This window comes from Dermabacter jinjuensis, assembly GCF_902381725.1.
GTDB classification, from domain to species: Bacteria; Actinomycetota; Actinomycetes; order Actinomycetales; family Dermabacteraceae; genus Dermabacter; species Dermabacter hominis.
In genome coordinates, this window is the sequence record NZ_LR698963.1 from 1,903,100 (window position 1) to 1,920,441 (window position 17,342).

Annotated in this window: 12 protein-coding genes; 2 read left to right on the forward strand and 10 right to left on the reverse strand. The window is 62.3% G+C overall.

Annotated elements, in window-relative coordinates; all coding sequences use genetic code 11:
- Positions 1 to 5: 5 nt before the first annotated feature.
- Together uvrC and uvrA are read right to left on the reverse strand one after the other, a co-directional pair.
- Positions 6 to 1,922: an excinuclease ABC subunit UvrC gene (gene uvrC, locus FXY94_RS08455; protein WP_016664613.1), complete on the reverse strand. Its 1,917-nt coding sequence runs from the start codon at positions 1,920 to 1,922 to the stop codon at positions 6 to 8.
- Complete coding sequence (gene uvrA, locus FXY94_RS08460) at positions 1,922 to 4,756, reverse strand: excinuclease ABC subunit UvrA (protein WP_016664614.1); 2,835 nt, start codon at positions 4,754 to 4,756, stop codon at positions 1,922 to 1,924. Before uvrA ends, uvrC begins: the two co-directional genes overlap by 1 nt.
- A 50-nt stretch (positions 4,757 to 4,806) precedes the next feature.
- On the opposite strand from uvrA, the gene FXY94_RS08465 reads away from it, so the two are divergent.
- Positions 4,807 to 5,499: an MBL fold metallo-hydrolase gene (locus tag FXY94_RS08465; protein ID WP_016664615.1), complete on the forward strand. Its 693-nt coding sequence runs from the start codon at positions 4,807 to 4,809 to the stop codon at positions 5,497 to 5,499.
- A gap of 9 nt (positions 5,500 to 5,508) precedes the next feature.
- Here FXY94_RS08465 and FXY94_RS08470 read toward each other — a convergent pair whose 3' ends face one another.
- The 3 genes from FXY94_RS08470 to coaE all read right to left on the reverse strand — a co-directional run bounded on the left by FXY94_RS08470 (position 5,509) and on the right by coaE (position 8,870).
- Positions 5,509 to 5,982, reverse strand: a complete 474-nt coding sequence (locus FXY94_RS08470) for a YbhB/YbcL family Raf kinase inhibitor-like protein (RefSeq protein ID WP_016664616.1) — start codon at positions 5,980 to 5,982, stop codon at positions 5,509 to 5,511.
- 91 nt (positions 5,983 to 6,073) lie between these two features.
- The gene (gene uvrB / locus FXY94_RS08475) at positions 6,074 to 8,173 is read right to left on the reverse strand and encodes an excinuclease ABC subunit UvrB (protein WP_016664617.1); all 2,100 of its coding nucleotides are present in this window, start codon (positions 8,171 to 8,173) and stop codon (positions 6,074 to 6,076) included.
- A gap of 22 nt (positions 8,174 to 8,195) precedes the next feature.
- Positions 8,196 to 8,870: a dephospho-CoA kinase gene (gene coaE / locus FXY94_RS08480; protein ID WP_016664618.1), complete on the reverse strand. Its 675-nt coding sequence runs from the start codon at positions 8,868 to 8,870 to the stop codon at positions 8,196 to 8,198.
- A gap of 79 nt (positions 8,871 to 8,949) precedes the next feature.
- Here coaE and FXY94_RS08485 point away from each other — a divergent pair, with 79 nt between their 5' ends.
- Entirely contained in the window at positions 8,950 to 9,756 is an 807-nt protein-coding gene (locus tag FXY94_RS08485; protein WP_016664619.1) for a trimeric intracellular cation channel family protein, read from the forward strand.
- 16 nt (positions 9,757 to 9,772) lie between these two features.
- Here the strand turns inward: FXY94_RS08485 and aroB are convergent, their stop codons facing one another.
- The 5 genes from aroB to polA form a co-directional block, all read right to left on the reverse strand.
- The gene (gene aroB / locus FXY94_RS08490; protein ID WP_016664620.1) at positions 9,773 to 10,870 is read right to left on the reverse strand and encodes a 3-dehydroquinate synthase; all 1,098 of its coding nucleotides are present in this window, start codon (positions 10,868 to 10,870) and stop codon (positions 9,773 to 9,775) included.
- A 13-nt stretch (positions 10,871 to 10,883) separates the two neighbouring features.
- Positions 10,884 to 11,477 carry a shikimate kinase gene (locus FXY94_RS08495; RefSeq protein WP_051120655.1) on the reverse strand — a complete coding sequence of 198 codons (594 nt, stop codon included), beginning with the start codon at positions 11,475 to 11,477 and terminating at the stop codon, positions 10,884 to 10,886.
- Positions 11,474 to 12,709: a chorismate synthase gene (gene aroC / locus FXY94_RS08500; protein ID WP_016664622.1), complete on the reverse strand. Its 1,236-nt coding sequence runs from the start codon at positions 12,707 to 12,709 to the stop codon at positions 11,474 to 11,476. The genes FXY94_RS08495 and aroC overlap by 4 nt, the downstream gene beginning before the upstream one ends.
- 129 nt (positions 12,710 to 12,838) lie before the next feature.
- On the reverse strand, positions 12,839 to 14,302 hold the full coding sequence (rpsA, locus tag FXY94_RS08505; RefSeq protein WP_016664623.1) for a 30S ribosomal protein S1: 1,464 nt from the start codon (positions 14,300 to 14,302) through the stop codon (positions 12,839 to 12,841).
- Between the two features lie 354 nt (positions 14,303 to 14,656).
- A complete protein-coding gene (gene polA / locus FXY94_RS08510; RefSeq protein WP_016664624.1) occupies positions 14,657 to 17,341 on the reverse strand; it encodes a DNA polymerase I in 2,685 nt (894 codons plus the stop codon).
- Between the last annotated feature and the right edge of the window lies 1 nt (position 17,342).

Consider the following 17,342-nt stretch of genomic DNA (forward strand, 5'->3'; position numbering starts at 1 on the left):
TGTTCTCACTCAAGAATCTCTCCCGTCGTCATGTTCACCGCGGGGGCCCGCTCTTCGGATTGTAGTGCGGCGTGGATATTCGCCGCGAGTGCAGGGCCAATTCCAGGGACGCCTTCGAGGTCCTCGACGCGCGCCTTGCGAATCGCGTCGACGGTCGTGAAACGGTCGAGGAGCGCACGTCGCCGACTGGGCCCCAGGCCGGGGATCTCATCGAGCACGCTTTCGTGCATCGAGCGGCCTCGTTTGGAGCGGTGAAACGTGATGGCAAAGCGGTGTGCTTCGTCGCGCAGGCGCTGGATGAGAAAGAGCGCTTCGGATGTGCGCGGAAGAATGAGCGGGTAGTCCTCATCGGGCAGCCACACTTCCTCGAGACGCTTAGCGATGCCGATCAGGGCAACATCGGTGATACCCAGTTCATCCATGACGCGTTTGGCGGCATTGACCTGAGGTAAGCCACCGTCAACGATGATGAGGTTCGGCGGGTACGCGAATCGAGTCGCGGACGGATCAACCACGTCACCGTTTGCCCGGGCTTCCTTCTGCTCGAGGTGGTGGCGAAGCCGTCGACGCAGCACGTCCTGCATGCTCGCCGTGTCATCACGCGCTGCGTCCCCGGAGATCGAGAAACGGCGGTACTCGCTCTTGCGTGGGAGACCGTCTTCGAACACGACCATCGAGCCGACGACGTTTGTGCCCTGCGAATGCGAGATGTCGAAGCATTCGATGCGCAGCGGCGCGTCTTCCATATCGAGCGCTTCGCCGAGATCCTCGAGCGCTTTGGAACGGGAGGTGAGGTCGCCTGTCCGGCGCAGTTTCCCGAGTCGCATGGCTTCTTTCGCATTTGCGCTTACCGTCTCAAGAAGCGCTTTCTTTTCACCCCGCTGGGGCACCCGTATATCGATGCTTTGACGGTTAAGGAGCGCTCGAATCTCATCAGGACGGGACGGCATGTGTGTCACGAGAATCTCGTGCGGGGCGCGTGTATCGGTCCCCTCGTAGAGCTGCGTGAGCGCCCGTTCCATGAGCTCAGCCGGGCTTGAATCATCCAAGAGCTCGGCAACCCACCCTCGTTGACCCCGGATACGCCCGCCTCTCACGTGAAAGACCTGCACGCTTGCCTCGAGCTCGTCGAGTTCGAGGGCGACGAGATCGGCGTCGGTCGCATCTGCAAGCACCACCGAGTTTTTTTCCATGACCTTTTCGAGCGCGGCAAGGTCGTCGCGATATCGGGCTGCGGCCTCGTAGTCCAGCGCGGCGGCAGCTTCCTTCATTTTGGTGCGCCGTTCGCGAACAAAAGCCCCGGTATTGCCGTCCATAAACGCCACGAGGTTTTCGGCGAGTGCTCGGTGCTCCTCGATGCTTACGTTGCCTACGCACGGCGCGGCGCATTTGCCAATGAAGCCGAGTAGGCACGGCCTGCCCGAGCGTTCCGCACGGTTGTACACGCCCTGGGTGCACGTTCGCACGGGAAAGACTCGCAATAGCAGGTCGAGAGTTTCGCGAATGGCCCACACGTGAGCGTACGGACCAAAGGAACGATCCGTTTTGTGGCGCTCTTTGCGCGTGATCATCGCGCGCGGCACCTGATTACCCATCGTCACGACGAGGAACGGGTACGACTTGTCATCGCGGAACTTCACGTTGAAGCGCGGATCAAATTCCTTGATCCAGGTGTATTCGAGCGTGAGTGCCTCGACATCGCTCGTGACGACCGTCCACTGCACCTGGCTTGCGGTGGTCACCATTTTCTGGGTGCGCGGGTGGAGGTTCGCGAGATCCTGAAAATAGTTGCCGAGCCTTTGGCGAAGATTCTTCGCCTTGCCCACGTAGATGACCCTCGAATCGGGGTCGAGGAACCGGTAGACGCCAGGATCCGTCGGAATAGACCCCGGCGCCGGCCGGTACGTCGCCGGATCCGCCATTACAGGAGCTCCCGCAGGAACTGCCCCGTGAACGACTCGTCGACCTTCGCGACGTCTTCGGGCGTGCCGGTCGCGATCACGCGGCCGCCTCCGCTGCCGCCCTCCGGACCGAGGTCGATGAGGTAGTCGGCGCTCTTAATCACGTCCAGATTGTGTTCGATCACGACGACCGAGTTGCCCTTGTCCACGAGTCCCTGAAGCACCGAAAGGAGTTTTTTAATGTCCTCGAAGTGCAAGCCGGTCGTCGGCTCGTCCAGCACGTAAATCGTCCGGCCCTTCGAGCGCTTGTGCAGTTCGGCAGCGAGCTTCACGCGCTGTGCTTCGCCGCCCGAGAGCGTCGTCGCGGACTGCCCGAGCCGCAAATACCCGAGACCAACCTCGACAAGCGTCGACAACTGACGGTGGATGGCGGGAACCGCCTCGAAAAACTCGACGGCCTCCGAGATCGGCATGTCGAGCACCTCGGCCACGTTCTTGCCTTTGAAACGCACCTGGAGTGTTTCTGAGTTGTAGCGTGCGCCATGGCACACCTCGCACTTCACGTACACGTCCGGAAGGAAGTTCATCTCGATCTTGATCGTTCCGTCACCGGCGCAGTTCTCGCATCGCCCGCCCTTGACGTTGAACGAGAAGCGTCCGGCCTTGTAACCGCGCACCTTCGCCTCGCTCGTTTGAGCAAAGAGGGTACGAATGCGATCCCAAACCCCCGTATACGTGGCCGGATTCGAGCGCGGCGTACGGCCGATCGGGGACTGGTCGACGTGGACGACCTTATCGAGGTGCTCGAGGCCTTCAACGCGCGTATGTCGGCCGGGGACGACGCGAGCGCGGTTGAGGTTCTTCGCGAGCACACGGTAAAGAATGTCGTTGACGAGAGTCGACTTGCCGGATCCGGACACTCCCGTCACGGCGGTGAATAGGCCCAGCGGCACCGTCACATTCACACCCTGAAGGTTGTTTTCGCGCGCATTCACGACCTTCAGCACACGACCGGGGTCCACCTTCCGGCGCTCTTTCGGCACATCGATCGTGCGCTCACCACTCAGGTACTGCCCGGTGATAGAGCGGGACTCCTCGAGGAGCCCCTCGTACGCGCCCGAATACACAACCTCGCCGCCGTACTCGCCGGCGTTGGGGCCGATATCGACGATCCAGTCAGCCGTGCGGAGCGTGTCCTCATCGTGCTCGACAACGATGAGGGTATTGCCGAGGTCGCGAAGCCGAACGAGGGTGTGGATGAGCCTCTGGTTATCGCGCTGGTGGAGCCCGATCGATGGCTCATCGAGCACGTACAAAACTCCCACGAGGCCCGAGCCGATCTGAGTAGCGAGGCGGATGCGCTGTGCCTCTCCCCCGGACAGGGTTCCGGCGGCACGCGAGAGGTTGAGGTAGTTCAGTCCCACGTCGACGAGGAAGCCGAGCCGTGCGTGGATTTCGCGGAGAATCTCGTCGGCAATCACGAGGTCACGCGAGGAGAACTCGACGCCCTCGAGGAAGGCCTTCGCCTCGCCAATCGGAAGATCCGAGAACTCGGCGATCGACTTTCCACCGATGGTGATGGACAGGACTTCGGGGCGAAGCCTGCGACCCTGGCACGCGGGGCACGGCGCGTGACGCATGAACTGCTCGTAGCGTTCGCGGGCCCAATCGGATTCGGTGTCCTCGTGACGGCGCTTGAGGTAGTACATGACTCCCTCAAAGCCTGTCGAATAGCGGCGCTCGCGCCCGAACCGGTTGCGGTAGCGCACGTGCACTTTGAAATTGTGTCCGTTGAGAAGAGCGTCCTTGGCGTCGTCCGGGAGATCCTTCCACGGCGTGTCCATCGAGAACCCAAGCTCGCTCGCAAGGGCACTCATCACCTGCTGGTGGTGGTCGGCGCTGCCGAGGGTCCACGGCGCAATCGCCCCTTCCGCGAGCGTCGCCGATTCATCAGGGATCACGAGGTCCGGGTCGATTTCAAGTCGCGTGCCGATACCCGCACATTCGGGACACGCGCCGTAGGGGGCGTTAAAGGAGAACGACCGCGGCTCGATTTCTTCGAGCTCGAGAGGATGCTCGTTGGGGCACGCGCGCTTCTCAGAAAATCGGCGCGTGCGCTCGGGCGAGCCCTCAGGTTCATCCACGAAGTCAGCGATGACAACGCCGCCCGCAAGCCGGGTCGCGGTTTCCACCGAGTCCGTTAGTCGCGTGCGCGAACCGCTCTTCACCGCAAGACGATCAACGATGACCTCGATCGTGTGCTTCTTCGTTTTCGCGAGCGAGATGTCCTCCGACAGACGCATCACCTCGCCGTCAATGCGTGCACGGGAGAAGCCCTGTGATTGAAGGGAGCTCAAAAGGTCGGTGTGTTCGCCTTTGCGGCCCTTAATGACGGGCGCAAGAAGCTGGAAACGCGTACCTTCGGGATAGGCAAGAAGAGCATCGACCATTTGCTCTGCGCTCTGAGAAGAAATCTCAGCCCCGCACGTCGGGCAGTGCTGCACGCCCGTGCGCGCATAGAGCAAACGCAGGTAGTCATGAATTTCCGTGATCGTGCCAACGGTCGAGCGCGGGTTGCGGTTCGTCGACTTCTGGTCGATCGACACTGCGGGCGAAAGCCCCTCGATAAACTCGACTTTCGGCTTGTCCATCTGGCCGAGGAACTGCCTCGCGTAGCTTGAGAGGGACTCGACGTATCGGCGCTGCCCTTCGGCAAAAATCGTATCGAAGGCAAGAGAGGACTTTCCCGAGCCGGAAAGCCCAGAAAACACCACGAGCGCATTGCGGGGGATCTCGAGGTCGACGTTCTTGAGGTTGTGTTCGCGCGCACCGCGCACAATCAATGCATCAGTCACCTGGACAATTCTAGGAGCCGCTTCTGAAAAGCGAAGGTGCTCGCCGTAGCATGGTGAGCATGAGCACCCTCAAAAATCAGTACACGGGCAGCGTCACGAGCGGCGGGGAAAGCGACGTGCGAACTCTCGGCTCGCTCGTCATTCGCAAAGCCTCCGTCGGCCCCCTCGATAACAATGCGTACCTTCTCACGTGCAGGGTCTCGGGCGCCCAGCTCCTGATCGACGCCGCGGCCGATGCCCCGCGTCTCATGCGCCTCATCAGGGAGGGCTCCCCCACTTCCCGCCTCGACTCGATCCTCACGACTCACTCGCACCACGATCACGTTGGCGCACTCGCGCAGGTGCGCGCTGCGACCCAGGCAAAAACTTTCGCGGGTGCCAAGGACGCCCCGGAGATCCCGACGCCGACGGATGTTCCGCTGAAGAACGGCGACACCATCAGAGTCGGCGTGAACGATCTCGAGATCGTCGCACTTCGCGGCCACACTCCCGGATCGGTGGCCGCGATCTACTGGGGGCAGGCCGACGGCACCCACGTGTTTACCGGCGACTCCCTTTTTCCGGGCGGCGTGGGCGCCACACGCGGTGATTCTGAGCGCTTCACCTCGCTGCTCAACGATGTCGAAGAGCGCCTCTTCGATGTTTTGCCGGACGAAACGTGGGTGTATCCGGGGCACGGCGAGGACACCACGATTGGTGCCGAGCGCCCGCATCTTGCCGAGTGGCGCGAGCGCGGCTGGTGAGTCGCCCCCCTAGTTGGCGCTGCCGGTGAGTTTGAACCTACCGGTGAGGCTCGCCGAGTCGAGTTGGTTCGCAAAGATCGCGAAACGAACCTGGGCCTGCGTAACTTCTTCGGAAATCTCGAGTTTCTCGACTGAGAGTGCGTGCACGGTATGGATGTAGCGGTGTACGCGCCCTTCGGGTGGGCACGGTCCGCCGTAACCTGAAAAGCCGTAGTCGTTCGCCCATTCACGGGCCGCCTCGGGCAGGCTCTCCCCCTCGGCAAGACCTGCCATGCTTGCGGGGACATCGAAGGCGATCCAGTGCCAGAAGCCCGAGCCCGTGGGAGCATCCGGGTCGAAAACGGTGAGAGCGAACGACCGCGTCCCCTCGGGGGCGTCAGTCCACGAGAGGTCGGGGTGGAGATTGTCGCCACCCGCGGCGTGCTCGGCAAAACGCACGGGAATTGTCTCGCCCTCGCCAAAAGCTTGAGTGGTAATACGCATGGGTCTCCTTGCATACGGTCGATTTGTGGGAGCCGAGCGGCGCTGCACGGAGTAATCCGGACATCGTACTCGCCTATGCGTTCATTGCCACCTAAGCTCCCGTGAACTGACGAAGTTCCTTCTTGAGTTCCGTCACCTCGTCGCGGATGCGCGCCGCAACTTCAAACTGGAGATTCTCCGCCGCCTGGTGCATATTCGCGGTGAGTTCCTCAATCATCTCGCGAAGCGCCTTTTCTGGGTTATCCCCCAGGTCAAGTGCGCGATTGCCGGTCGTGCCACCTCGCTCGGGCGAGCTTGAGCCCTTCGTGCGTTCCTTGCCCTTGCGATAGTCGGTCGCAAGCAGCGTCTCGGTGTCGATATCCTCGCGCGCAAGCATGTCTGTGACATCGGCGATCTTCTTGCGGAGCGGCTGCGGGTCGATGCCGTTTTCCTTGTTGTACGCGATTTGGATCTCACGGCGACGATTGGTCTCATCGATGGCTTCGCGCATCGAATCGGTGATCGTATCGGCATACATGTGCACTTGGCCCGAGACGTTACGGGCTGCACGCCCAATGGTCTGGATAAGCGAAGTACGCGAGCGGAGAAATCCTTCCTTGTCGGCATCGAGGATGGCCACGAGCGAAACCTCGGGAAGGTCGAGGCCCTCACGCAAAAGGTTGATACCGACGAGGACGTCGAATTCGCCCTGACGCAGTTCGCGCAGCAGTTCAACGCGCCGAAGAGTGTCGACATCGGAATGCAGGTATTGGACGCGCACGCCGTTCTCGAGGAGGTAGTCCGTGAGGTCCTCCGCCATGCGCTTGGTCAGCGTCGTCACGAGTACGCGCTCGTTCTTCTCGACGCGTTTTTCGATCTCGGCGCGAAGATCGTCGATTTGCCCGCGCACGGGTTTGACGATCACTTCGGGATCAACGAGACCGGTGGGGCGGATGATCTGCTCGACATAACCGTTGGCGCGTTCTAGTTCGTACTGGGCGGGCGTCGCCGAGAGGTAAACGGTCTGCCCGGTGCGCTCAATAAACTCGTCGAAGCGCAGAGGCCGGTTATCGAGTGCCGACGGCAACCTGAAACCAAAGTCAACGAGCGTGCGCTTGCGCGAGCGATCCCCCTCGAACATCGCGCCGATCTGAGGCACAGTCACGTGTGACTCGTCGATGATGAGCACGAAATCTTCGGGGAAATAGTCGAGCAGGGTATTCGGGGGCGTTCCGGGGCCGCGGCCGTCAAAATGGCGGGAATAGTTTTCAACGCCATTCGTCGTTCCGGTTTGGCGCAGCATCTCGATGTCGTGAGTCGTGCGCATGCGAAGGCGCTGTGCCTCGAGCAACTTGTTTTCACCCTCGAGTTCCTCGAGGCGTTCGGCAAGCTCGGCTTCGATATCCTTGATAGCGCGCTGAAGCCGCTCGGGGCCGGCGACGTAGTGGGAGGCGGGGAAGATGTGCATCTGCTCTTCCTCGCGGATCACTTCGCCGGTCACGGGGTGCAGGGTGTAGAGCGCGTCGATCTCGTCACCGAAAAATTCAATGCGGATCGCGAGCTCTTCATACATGGGGATGATCTCGACGGTATCGCCGCGCACACGGAACGTCCCGCGCACAAACGCGACGTCGTTGCGGTCGTACTGCATGTCGATGAACTTGCGAAGGAGAGCATCGCGCTCGATCTCCTCGCCGACGCTTAGACGCACCATACGATCCACGTACTCTTGCGGTGTACCGAGACCGTAAATGCAGCTCACTGAACTCACGACGACCACGTCTCGGCGAGTCAGAAGTGAGTTCGTGGCGCTGTGACGCAGCCGCTCCACTTCGGCGTTGATCGAGGAGTCCTTCTCGATATAGGTATCCGATTGCGGAACGTACGCCTCTGGCTGGTAGTAGTCGTAGTAGCTCACGAAGTACTCGACCGCGTTATTCGGAAGAAGCTCGCGAAATTCGCTCGCGAGCTGAGCGGCGAGGGTCTTGTTGTGCGCCATGACGAGGGTGGGGCGTTGAAGCTTTTCGATCAGCCACGCCGCGGTCGCGCTCTTACCCGTTCCTGTCGCCCCGAGGAGAACAACATCCTGTTCTCCTGCGTTGATGCGCGCTGCGAGTTCCTCAATGGCCTTCGGCTGATCGCCCGCAGGCTTGTATTCGGAAACAACTTCGAAGGGCTTGACTGCACGGGTCAGTTCGGTAACGGGACGCATGCCTTAACCCTAGCCCTCGCCCCTAGTCGAGGGCATGGAGTCGATGGTCGATGATGTCGCACGCCTCGGCGAGGGCGGCGTTGGCGCGCTCGTCAAGATGTTCGGGTGCCCCCGCATTGTCGATGAACACGTCTGCCCTCGCGCGTCGCTCCTCATCGTTGACCTGCGCACGGATGACACCCTCGACGTATTCGCGGGACTTGCCGCGCTCGCGGACGACTCGGTCAATGCGCTCACGCTCGGGTGTCAAAACAGCGACAATGGCACGGTAGTGGCGGTCGTGCTCCAGCTCGAGAAGCAGGGGCGAATCGTGGATGACGAGAACGCGCGTGCCGTCAGCCGCGCGTGAGGCTATGGCCGCCTCGAGCCGGCCGACTTCCGCCCACAAATGGTGGTGCACAATCCGTTCGAGATCGGCACGCGAATCAGGATCGTTGAAGACGAGTTCGGCAAGTGCCGCACGGTCGATCCTCCCGGTCTCGGAGTTTCGATAGCTCTCGCCGAAACGTGCGATAGCCTCCTCAAAGCCTTCGCCGGGCTGGTCGAGGACGGCTCGAGAGAGCGCATCAAGATCAATCACGTGGTGGCCTTTTCGGGCCCATATTTTTCCGACGGTGGACTTGCCCGAACCGATTCCTCCCGTGAGGCCGATACGAAGCACTCCGGTCGGGGCATCGGGGACGGAAACGTGTGTCATGTGAGTTCACTCCTATCCGCGAGAGAGTTGAGCAACAACCTGCTTCTGGCCTTCGGGCCTGCTCCAATAGATTAGTGGAGTGAACACCACGCCCGATCACTTTCTCCTCACGAATCAGCTGCTTATCGCGATCGACCTCATCGGCGTGTTTGTCATGGGCATCGTCGGCGGCTCCCTCGCTCGCCGCCTTCAATTCGATGCGGTGGGATACGCCGTGCTCGGCGTCATCTCGGGCCTCGGCGGCGGCATCATTCGCGACCTCATCCTCAACTACGGCATCCCCGCGGCCTTCGCTAACCCCCTCTACCTCACCGTCGGCCTTGCCGGATCAGCGATCGCCTACTTCGTTTCCTCTGAGGGCGCCATGTGGCGCCACACCACGACCGTTCTCGACTGTATTGCGCTCGGGCTTTGGGCAGCCATCGGCACAGCGAAATCTATGCTCGTGGGCCTCTCCCCGCTTCCCGCGGTCATGCTCGGCGTCACGACCGGTGTCGGCGGCGGCGTCATTCGTGACATAGCGGTGGGGCGCATCCCCGTAGTGTTTGGGGGCGGCCCGCTCTACGCGACCGCTGCCCTCCTCACTTCGGTGCTGACATGGCTCGTCTACTACTTCGACCTGCCTGCCTGGACCGTGCTTATCGCCGCCTCGTGCGGCACTCTCCTCGCGATCTTCGCGCAGTGGAAGCAGTGGACGCTGCCCACCACGGCTCCCGATCTCGCGGTCACAATGAGCCCAAGCCAGCTTCGCGCCTTCGCCCGCCGCGTGCGCAAGGCTGAAAGGCGCCGCGTAGCGATCGAGACCGGCGCGATCCCCGTCGTCAACATCGACAACGACGACCTCGCGCGGGACATCCTCGAAAATCCACCGGAAGTAGAACCGTAACCCCTACCGGAGCTGCTTACGCGGTGATGGCGGCATAGCTTTCCTCGAGGAGCGCTTCACTCGGCCCCTCAAGGCGGATCGGCTCGCCGACTGCATCGAGGATGACGAAACGTAGCAGCGCCCCTCGCGCTTTCTTATCGCGCGCCATTGCTTCGCGCAATGCTCCCCACTGACCGTCCCGGTAGCGCGTGGGCAGCGCAAGCGATTCGAGAACATTCCGGTGGCGGGCGAGCAGAGCGCTACTCAGATGGCCGGCCCGGTGGGAAAGCTCGGCGGCAAACACCATCCCGACGGCGACGGCGTCGCCGTGTCGCCACGTGTACTTTTCATGGCGTTCGATCGCGTGGGCGAGGGTATGACCGTAATTGAGAATTTCGCGGCGTCCCTTTTCAGTGAGATCCTCGCTCACGACCTCAGCTTTCACCGTGATCGACCTGGTGAGGATTTCGGCAAACTCACTCGAGCGGGTATCGCGGACCCGGCCCGGCCCGCCTTCAATGATGTCGAGAATGCGGGGATCGGCAATAAAGCCAGCCTTCACGACCTCCGCGAGGCCAGCGGACACATCGTGCGCTGGTAGCCCCTCAAGCGCCTCGAGGTCCGCAATCACTGCACGGGGAGCATGAAATGCCCCCACAAGGTTCTTCCCCTCCGCCGTGTTGATGCCGGTCTTGCCACCAACCGCCGCATCAACCATTCCCGCAACCGTCGTCGGCACGTGAATGACGTCGATGCCGCGAAGCCAGGTTGCGGCAGCGAAGCCTGCGAGGTCCGTCGCTGCGCCGCCTCCCATCCCAATGATCAGGTCGCTTCGCGTGAAGTCGCGTGAGCCGAGTACGCGCCACAGCTCGCTCAGCGTGTCGATCCCCTTGGCCTGCTCGGCGTCGGGGATGGCGACGGTAAGAGCCTCGCGACCGTCGGACTCGAGCGCCGCGGCAAGCCTGCGGGCCCGCTGTGCGACGGGAGCTTGGTGGACGATAAGAACGTGGAGCACTCGCTCGGGGATCGCGGTGAGGATCGTGCGTTCAAGCCCCCTACCCACCGTCACGTCGTAGGAGCTCGATCCCCGACCGACGGTGATGCGAGTCGGCATCGCTGTGTCGAAACCTGTCACGTCGTTGTCCCCTTTAGTCGAGAGTAGTGGTGGGCTGCGGTGACGTCAGTTCGCGCGCGAGCGTGGCCGCGAGCTCATCCGGTGAAGCCTCAACGGTGTCGAGCGCCCATACCGCGACCTGGGCGAACAGTGGTTCTCGCTCCTTACTGACCTGAATCCACCGCGCGTGCGGGTCATCACCCGCGAGGACGGGCCTTCCCATACCCGAACCAATACGTTCACGCGCATGATCAGCGTCGAGAAGAAGACGCACGACGAGCCTATCGCGCAGACGCTCGCGGGTGGCGGGTGATGTCACCGCCCCACCCCCGAGGGCAAGGATCCCCTCATGCTCCGCGAGAAGGCGCGCAATGACTCTCTCTTCGAGCGCCCGAAAGTACTGCTCACCCTCGGAGGCAAAAATCTCCGGAATCGAGCGAGCAGCCTCCCGCTCGATCTCGCGATCGGAATCGACGAAGGCGAGCCCCAGCCGGTTGGCAACACGTGTGCCAACCGTCGTTTTTCCCGAGCCCATAGGCCCGACGAGCACGAGCCGCGGGCCCCCTTCATACAGTTCGGGAGTGCGTAGGCGTGCAAGCGTCGGGAGCGCCTGTTCTCGTTCGCTCACCGATCAGCACCATCTGCACGCGCCACGGCGCACTCGCGCACGCTCGACACACGAGGGGCGATTTCGGCCACGCTGTCTCCCCCAACCTTTTCGAGGAGAGCGTCGGCGAGAGTGATCGCGACCATCGCTTGAGCGATCACGGCCGCAGGCGCCACTGCACACACGTCGGAACGCTGATGGTTCGCAGTCGCTTCCTCACCGGTGGCCGTGTCGATCGTTCGCAGCGCCCGCGGCACCGTCGAGATCGGCTTGAGGGCACCACGAACGGCAATGAGTTCGGCGTTCGAGATTCCGCCCTCGGTGCCCCCCGCGCGATTCGACGCGCGGCTCGTACCAGCCGGGCCCGCTCCCTCACCGAGAATCTCATCATGAGCGAGACTTCCACGGCGGCCCGCGTTCGCGAAACCCTCACCGATTTCCACACCCTTCATCGCCTGGATACTCATGATTGCCTGGGCGAGGCGAGCATCAAGACGACGGTTCCATTGCGTGTGAGAGCCGAGACCGGCCGGAACGTTATAGGCGAGAACTTCGACGACGCCGCCCAGAGTGTCGCCGTCCTTCTTCGCCGCATCGACCTCGTCGACCATCGCCTGAGAGGTGTCGGCATCAAAACAGCGCAGGGGGTCCGCATCGAGGGTCGAGGCATCGGCGGGAGTAGGCAGCGCGCTACCTTCGGGCACGCGCGCTTGCCCCACCTGCAACGTGTGTGCCACGAGCGTAATGCCCGCGGCCTGTTCAAGGAGTGCCTCACACAACGCGCCGATCACCACGCGCGCAGCGGTTTCCCGAGCGCTCGCACGCTCGAGAACGTTTCGTGCATCCTCATGGCCGTACTTGGCCATGCCTGCAAGATCAGCGTGGCCGGGGCGCGGCCTCGTGAGGGGTTTGTTGCGCGCAATCTCGCGTTCATCGCCCGTACCCGCATCGATCATGAGATCCTCGCGCGAGACGGGATCGGCGCTCATGACCTTTTCCCACTTCGGCCACTCCGTGTTTCGAATTTCCACGGCGATCGGTGAACCTAGGGTTCGACCGTGCCGCACGCCAGAAAGAATGCGAACCTCGTCCTGCTCAAACTTCTGCCGTGCTCCGCGGCCGTAACCGAGCCGGCGCCGCGCAAGCGCATCCCGCAACGCTTCGTGCGTAATCTCGACTCCCGCGGGGAAACCGTCGATCATTGCCACGAGCGAGGGGCCGTGTGACTCCCCCGCGGTCATCCAATTCAGCACAGGTGGCCTTTCGCTTAGGAGGTAAGGCGCAGGGCATGCGCCCGTTGCCGATGCCATTCAGGTTAAAGGCGAAAGCGCCCCTCGCAAAACGAGGAGCGCTTTCGTGAGATCGCTAGGCGATCACGTCAATCAGTTGTTGCCCGTGAGCTTCTCGCGAAGAGCCGCGAGTGCCTCATCGGAAGCGAGGGTGCCCTCGTCGCTCGAGGAGGACTGGAACGAGGTCGGTGCGGCCTCGCCCGCTGCCGGCGCCGCAGCCTGAGCTTCGGCGTCGGCCTTCGCTGCCTCGGCAACTTGGGCCTTGTGCTGGGTCCAGCGCTCGTACGCACGGGCGTAGTCCGCTTCCCAGGCCTCGCGCTGAGCCTCGTAGCCCTCGAGCCACTCGTTGGTCTCGGGATCGAAGCCCTCGGGGTACTTGTACTCGCCGTTTTCGTCGTACTCAGCGGCCATACCGTAGAGAGCCGGATCGAACGTCGAGTCGTCGCCCTCGGGGTCGACACCCTCGTTCGCCTGCTTGAGGGACAGGGAAATGCGGCGGCGCTCGAGGTCGATGTCGATGACCTTGACAAAGACTTCCTGGTCGACGCTCACAACCTGCTCGGGCAGGTCAACGTGACGCTGGGCAAGCTCGGAAATGTGCACGAGGCCCTCGATGCCGTCCTCGACGCGCACGAACGCACCGAACGGAACGAGCTTCGTAACCTTACCCGGCACAACCTGGCCGATGGCGTGGGTGCGGGCGAAGAGCTGCCACGGGTCTTCCTGAGTGGCCTTGAGCGAAAGCGACACGCGCTCGCGATCCATCTCGACCGAGAGAACCTCAACCTTGACGGGCTGGCCGACCTCGACAACCTCGCTCGGGTGGTCGATGTGCTTCCAGGAGAGCTCGGAAACGTGGACGAGGCCGTCGACACCGCCGAGGTCCACGAACGCACCGAAGTTGACGATCGAGGACACATGACCCTCGCGAACCTGGCCCTTCTGGAGGGTCTGGAGGAAGTCGGTACGAACCGATGCCTGGGTCTCTTCGAGGTAGGCGCGACGCGAGAGGACGACGTTGTTGCGGTTCTTGTCGAGCTCGATGATCTTCGCTTCGAGCTCCTGGCCGATGTACGGCTGAAGGTCGCGCACGCGGCGCATCTCGACGAGCGAAGCGGGAAGGAAGCCGCGAAGGCCGATGTCGACGATGAGGCCGCCCTTGACAACCTCAATGACGGTGCCGGTAACGACACCTTCGTTTTCCTTGATGTCCTCGATCGAGCCCCATGCGCGCTCGTACTGCGCACGCTTCTTCGAGAGGATCAGGCGGCCTTCCTTGTCCTCCTTCTGGAGAACGAGCGCCTCGACCTCGTCGCCGACCTCGACGACCTCATCGGGGTCGACATCGTGCTTGATCGAGAGTTCGCGGGAAGGGATGACGCCTTCGGTCTTGTAGCCGATGTCAAGAAGAACCTCGTCCCGGTCAACCTTGACGACGGTGCCCTCGACGATGTCGCCATCGTTGAAGTACTTGATGGTCGAATCGATAGCGGCGAGAAGTTCCTCTTCGCTACCGATATCGTTGATGGCGATCTGAGGTGCGTTGTTCGTGGTCATGTAGTAAATGGCTCCGTCGGGACAGGTAGTAGATGGTACAGAAACACGTGTGAGCGAAGCGCACACACCTGGTCTAGCCTACCGGTCATTGCATCCACGGGTCAACGAAAAAAGCTCCGAAAACCCCGCTCTCGACGTCGAGGTGACCAATCCAACATCGAACGCTGTTCTATGGGGCGCCCACAACGTTTTCTTGACTGCCGCAACGATGATCTAGCGTGGCTCGCGGCCGTGATCCGATCCAAACGGGCGGGTTAATGGTGCGGCATCGCGATCGCGGGCGACGAGTGAGTCACCTGCCATTCAAACCCCCATAACCCCTATGCAATTCAGAAGTGGGGACGGAAATGGGGTTTAGTGCGCAGCCTCCAGCCAGGAGTGCCCAACGCCCACCGAAACGTCCATGGGCACGGAAAGCTCATAGGCTCCCTCCATGCCCTCGCGCACGACGTCACGCACGAGGTCGATTTCGCCGGGAGCGACATCGACGATGAGCTCATCGTGAACCTGGAGCACGAGACGCGAGGCGGCGCCGGTCTTCTTCAGCGCATGGTCAACGCGCAGCATCGCGAGTTTGATGATGTCGGCGGCGCTGCCCTGAATCGGCGAGTTGAGCGCCACACGCTCCGCATTTTCCCGCCGCTGTCGGCTATCGCTCGTGAGTTCGGGAAGGTAGCGGCGGCGCCCAAGAAGAGTTTCCGTGTAGCCGAGTGAACGTGCTCTCTCGACGCTTTCATGCAGGTAGTCCTGGACGCCCCCGAAGCGTTCAAAGTACTGTGCGCGAAGCGCTTGCGCTTCGCTTTGCGGAATGTGGAGCTGGCGAGCGAGACCAAAAGCGGAAAGACCGTAGGCGAGGCCGTAGCTGATCGCCTTCGTTTTCGAACGTTCTTCGCTCGTCACCTGATCGACCGGGATGCCGAACACTTGCGAGGCGACGAAGCTGTGGAGGTCTTCGCCGTCACGGAAAGCCTGGATGAGCCCCTCGTCGCCGGACAGGTGCGCCATGATGCGCATCTCGATCTGGGAATAGTCCGCGGTAAGAAGCGACTCGAAGCCTTCGCTCGCGTGGAAGGCGCCGCGGATTTGGCGGCCGGCCTCGGTGCGCGCCGGAATGTTCTGCAGGTTCGGGTTGGACGAGGCAAGGCGCCCGGTGGCCGCGACATTCTGCGAAAGGGTCGTGTGGATACGACCCTCCTCGCTCACGGATTTGCGCAGCGTTTCGATGATCTGGCGCAATTTCGTGACGTCGCGGTGTTCGAGGAGCGCCTGCACGAAGGGGTGGCCAGTCTTCGCGTAAAGATCCGTGAGGGACTCGGCGTCGGTCGAATGTCCCGTCTTAGTTTTGCGGGTCGGCGGCATCCCGAGCCGGTCAAACAGCACGGTTTGAAGCTGCTTCGGTGAGCCGAGATTGATCTCCTCGCCACCGATTTCCGCGAAGGCCCGAGTTGCGACCTCAGACTGCCGTTCGGCATGCATCGAGTCGAGCCGGTCAAGCTCGGAAGCGTCGACGGCGATGCCCGACTCTTCCATTTGCGTCAGCACACGCGCAAGCGGGAGTTCGAGATCATCGTGAATGGCACGGGTCTCGTGTGCATCCATGTCTTTCACGAGGATAGGGGTCAGACGGTACTCCGCCCTCGCGCGATCCAAAAGATCCTCGTGCAGCGCCTGCGCGGTGGGCTTCTTGTCGAGCTTCGGGAATTCCTCGTGAAGGTGGCGCATCGCGAGGCCGGCGACATCTGCGGGACGCTGCCCAGGCCTGCACAGGAACTCCGCGAGGGAGAGATCAACATCGAGGCCGCGAATGTCGAAGCCCGCACCGTTAAGAATATGCGCGAGCTCCTTGGAGTCGAGCGTCCATTTCGGGATGACCGAGTTTCGCAGCCATCGGTCGAGCTCACGGCGGTCCTGTTCGTTCATGCGCGAGGAATTGATGTCGAGGCTTGCGCTGCCGGTGGCAATCACCAGGCCGCGAAACTCCGCCTCCCCCATCGCCCAGGCGCCGTCGGCCTCAAGAGCGCCTCCCAAAGCGGCATGCTCCGCAAGGAGCGCGCCAAGCTGCCCGGCCTCCGGCTCAATCACGGGAAGGGTGGGGTTGGCGACGATAGACTCGGCTTCCTCGGCCCCGCTGTCCCCGGCGGGGAGGAGGCCTGCGGGAATGTCCCGACGGATTCCCGGCCCAAAGGCGAGCTCATCAAAGCGCGCGTTGATGGCGACCCGGTCCCCGCGTCCAAGGAGATAAGCGTCGAAGTCCTTCGGCAGGTCAAGGTCACGCACGGCTTCGTTCATGCGGCGATTGCGCACCACGTCCTCGACGTGATCGCGAAGCGACTGCCCCGCCTTGCCTTTAATCTCGTCGCGGTGCTCAAGGATGCCGTCGAGTGTGCCGTACAGTCCAAGCCACTTCGCGGCGGTTTTGGGTCCCACGCCGGGAACGCCCGGAAGATTATCGGCGCTCTCCCCCACCAGAGCCGCGAGATCCGGATACAGGCTCGGGGAAACGAGGTACTTCTCTTCGACAGCCTCGGGAGTCATGCGGCGAAGCTCCGTGACGCCCTTCACGGGCTGCAAAAGCGTAATCGTCTCATCAACGAGCTGGATCGCGTCGCGATCACTCGTGACGAGCAGAGGCTGCACCCCGGCGTCTTTCGCGTACGTCGCGATTGTCGCGACGATGTCATCTGCCTCGTAATCTTCGACGCTGAAATGCGCGATGCCCATAGCCTCGAGCACCTGCTGAATAAGGGCGACCTGTCCCTTGAACGCCTCGGGAGTGGCCTCACGGCCGCCCTTGTACTCGCTGTAAATACGATCGCGGAAGGTGCCGCCTGGCAGATCGAACGCGACCGCCATGTGAGTGGGCTTCTCGTTCTTCACGATGTTGAAGATCATCCGGCAGAAACCGTACACCGAGTTCGTCGCCTGCCCCGCGCTGTTCACGAACGACTCCGGTGGCAGGGCAAAGAAGGCACGGAAGGCCATCGCATGGCCATCGATCACAACGATGCGCCTCTCAGGGGCGTTTTCGATCTCGCTCATG

What these genes read in the sequence shown, in the direction of transcription:
- uvrC (WP_016664613.1), bottom strand. Translation starts at nt 1,922, where the DNA reads ATGGCGGATCCGGCGACGTACCGGCCGGCGCCGGGGTCTATTCCGACG.
- FXY94_RS08465 (WP_016664615.1), top strand. Translation starts at nt 4,807, where the DNA reads ATGGTGAGCATGAGCACCCTCAAAAATCAGTACACGGGCAGCGTCACG.
- FXY94_RS08470 (WP_016664616.1), bottom strand. Translation starts at nt 5,982, where the DNA reads ATGCGTATTACCACTCAAGCTTTTGGCGAGGGCGAGACAATTCCCGTG.
- uvrB (WP_016664617.1), bottom strand. Translation starts at nt 8,173, where the DNA reads ATGCGTCCCGTTACCGAACTGACCCGTGCAGTCAAGCCCTTCGAAGTT.
- coaE (WP_016664618.1), bottom strand. Translation starts at nt 8,870, where the DNA reads ATGACACACGTTTCCGTCCCCGATGCCCCGACCGGAGTGCTTCGTATC.
- rpsA (WP_016664623.1), bottom strand. Translation starts at nt 14,302, where the DNA reads ATGACCACGAACAACGCACCTCAGATCGCCATCAACGATATCGGTAGC.
- polA (WP_016664624.1), bottom strand. Translation starts at nt 17,341, where the DNA reads ATGAGCGAGATCGAAAACGCCCCTGAGAGGCGCATCGTTGTGATCGAT.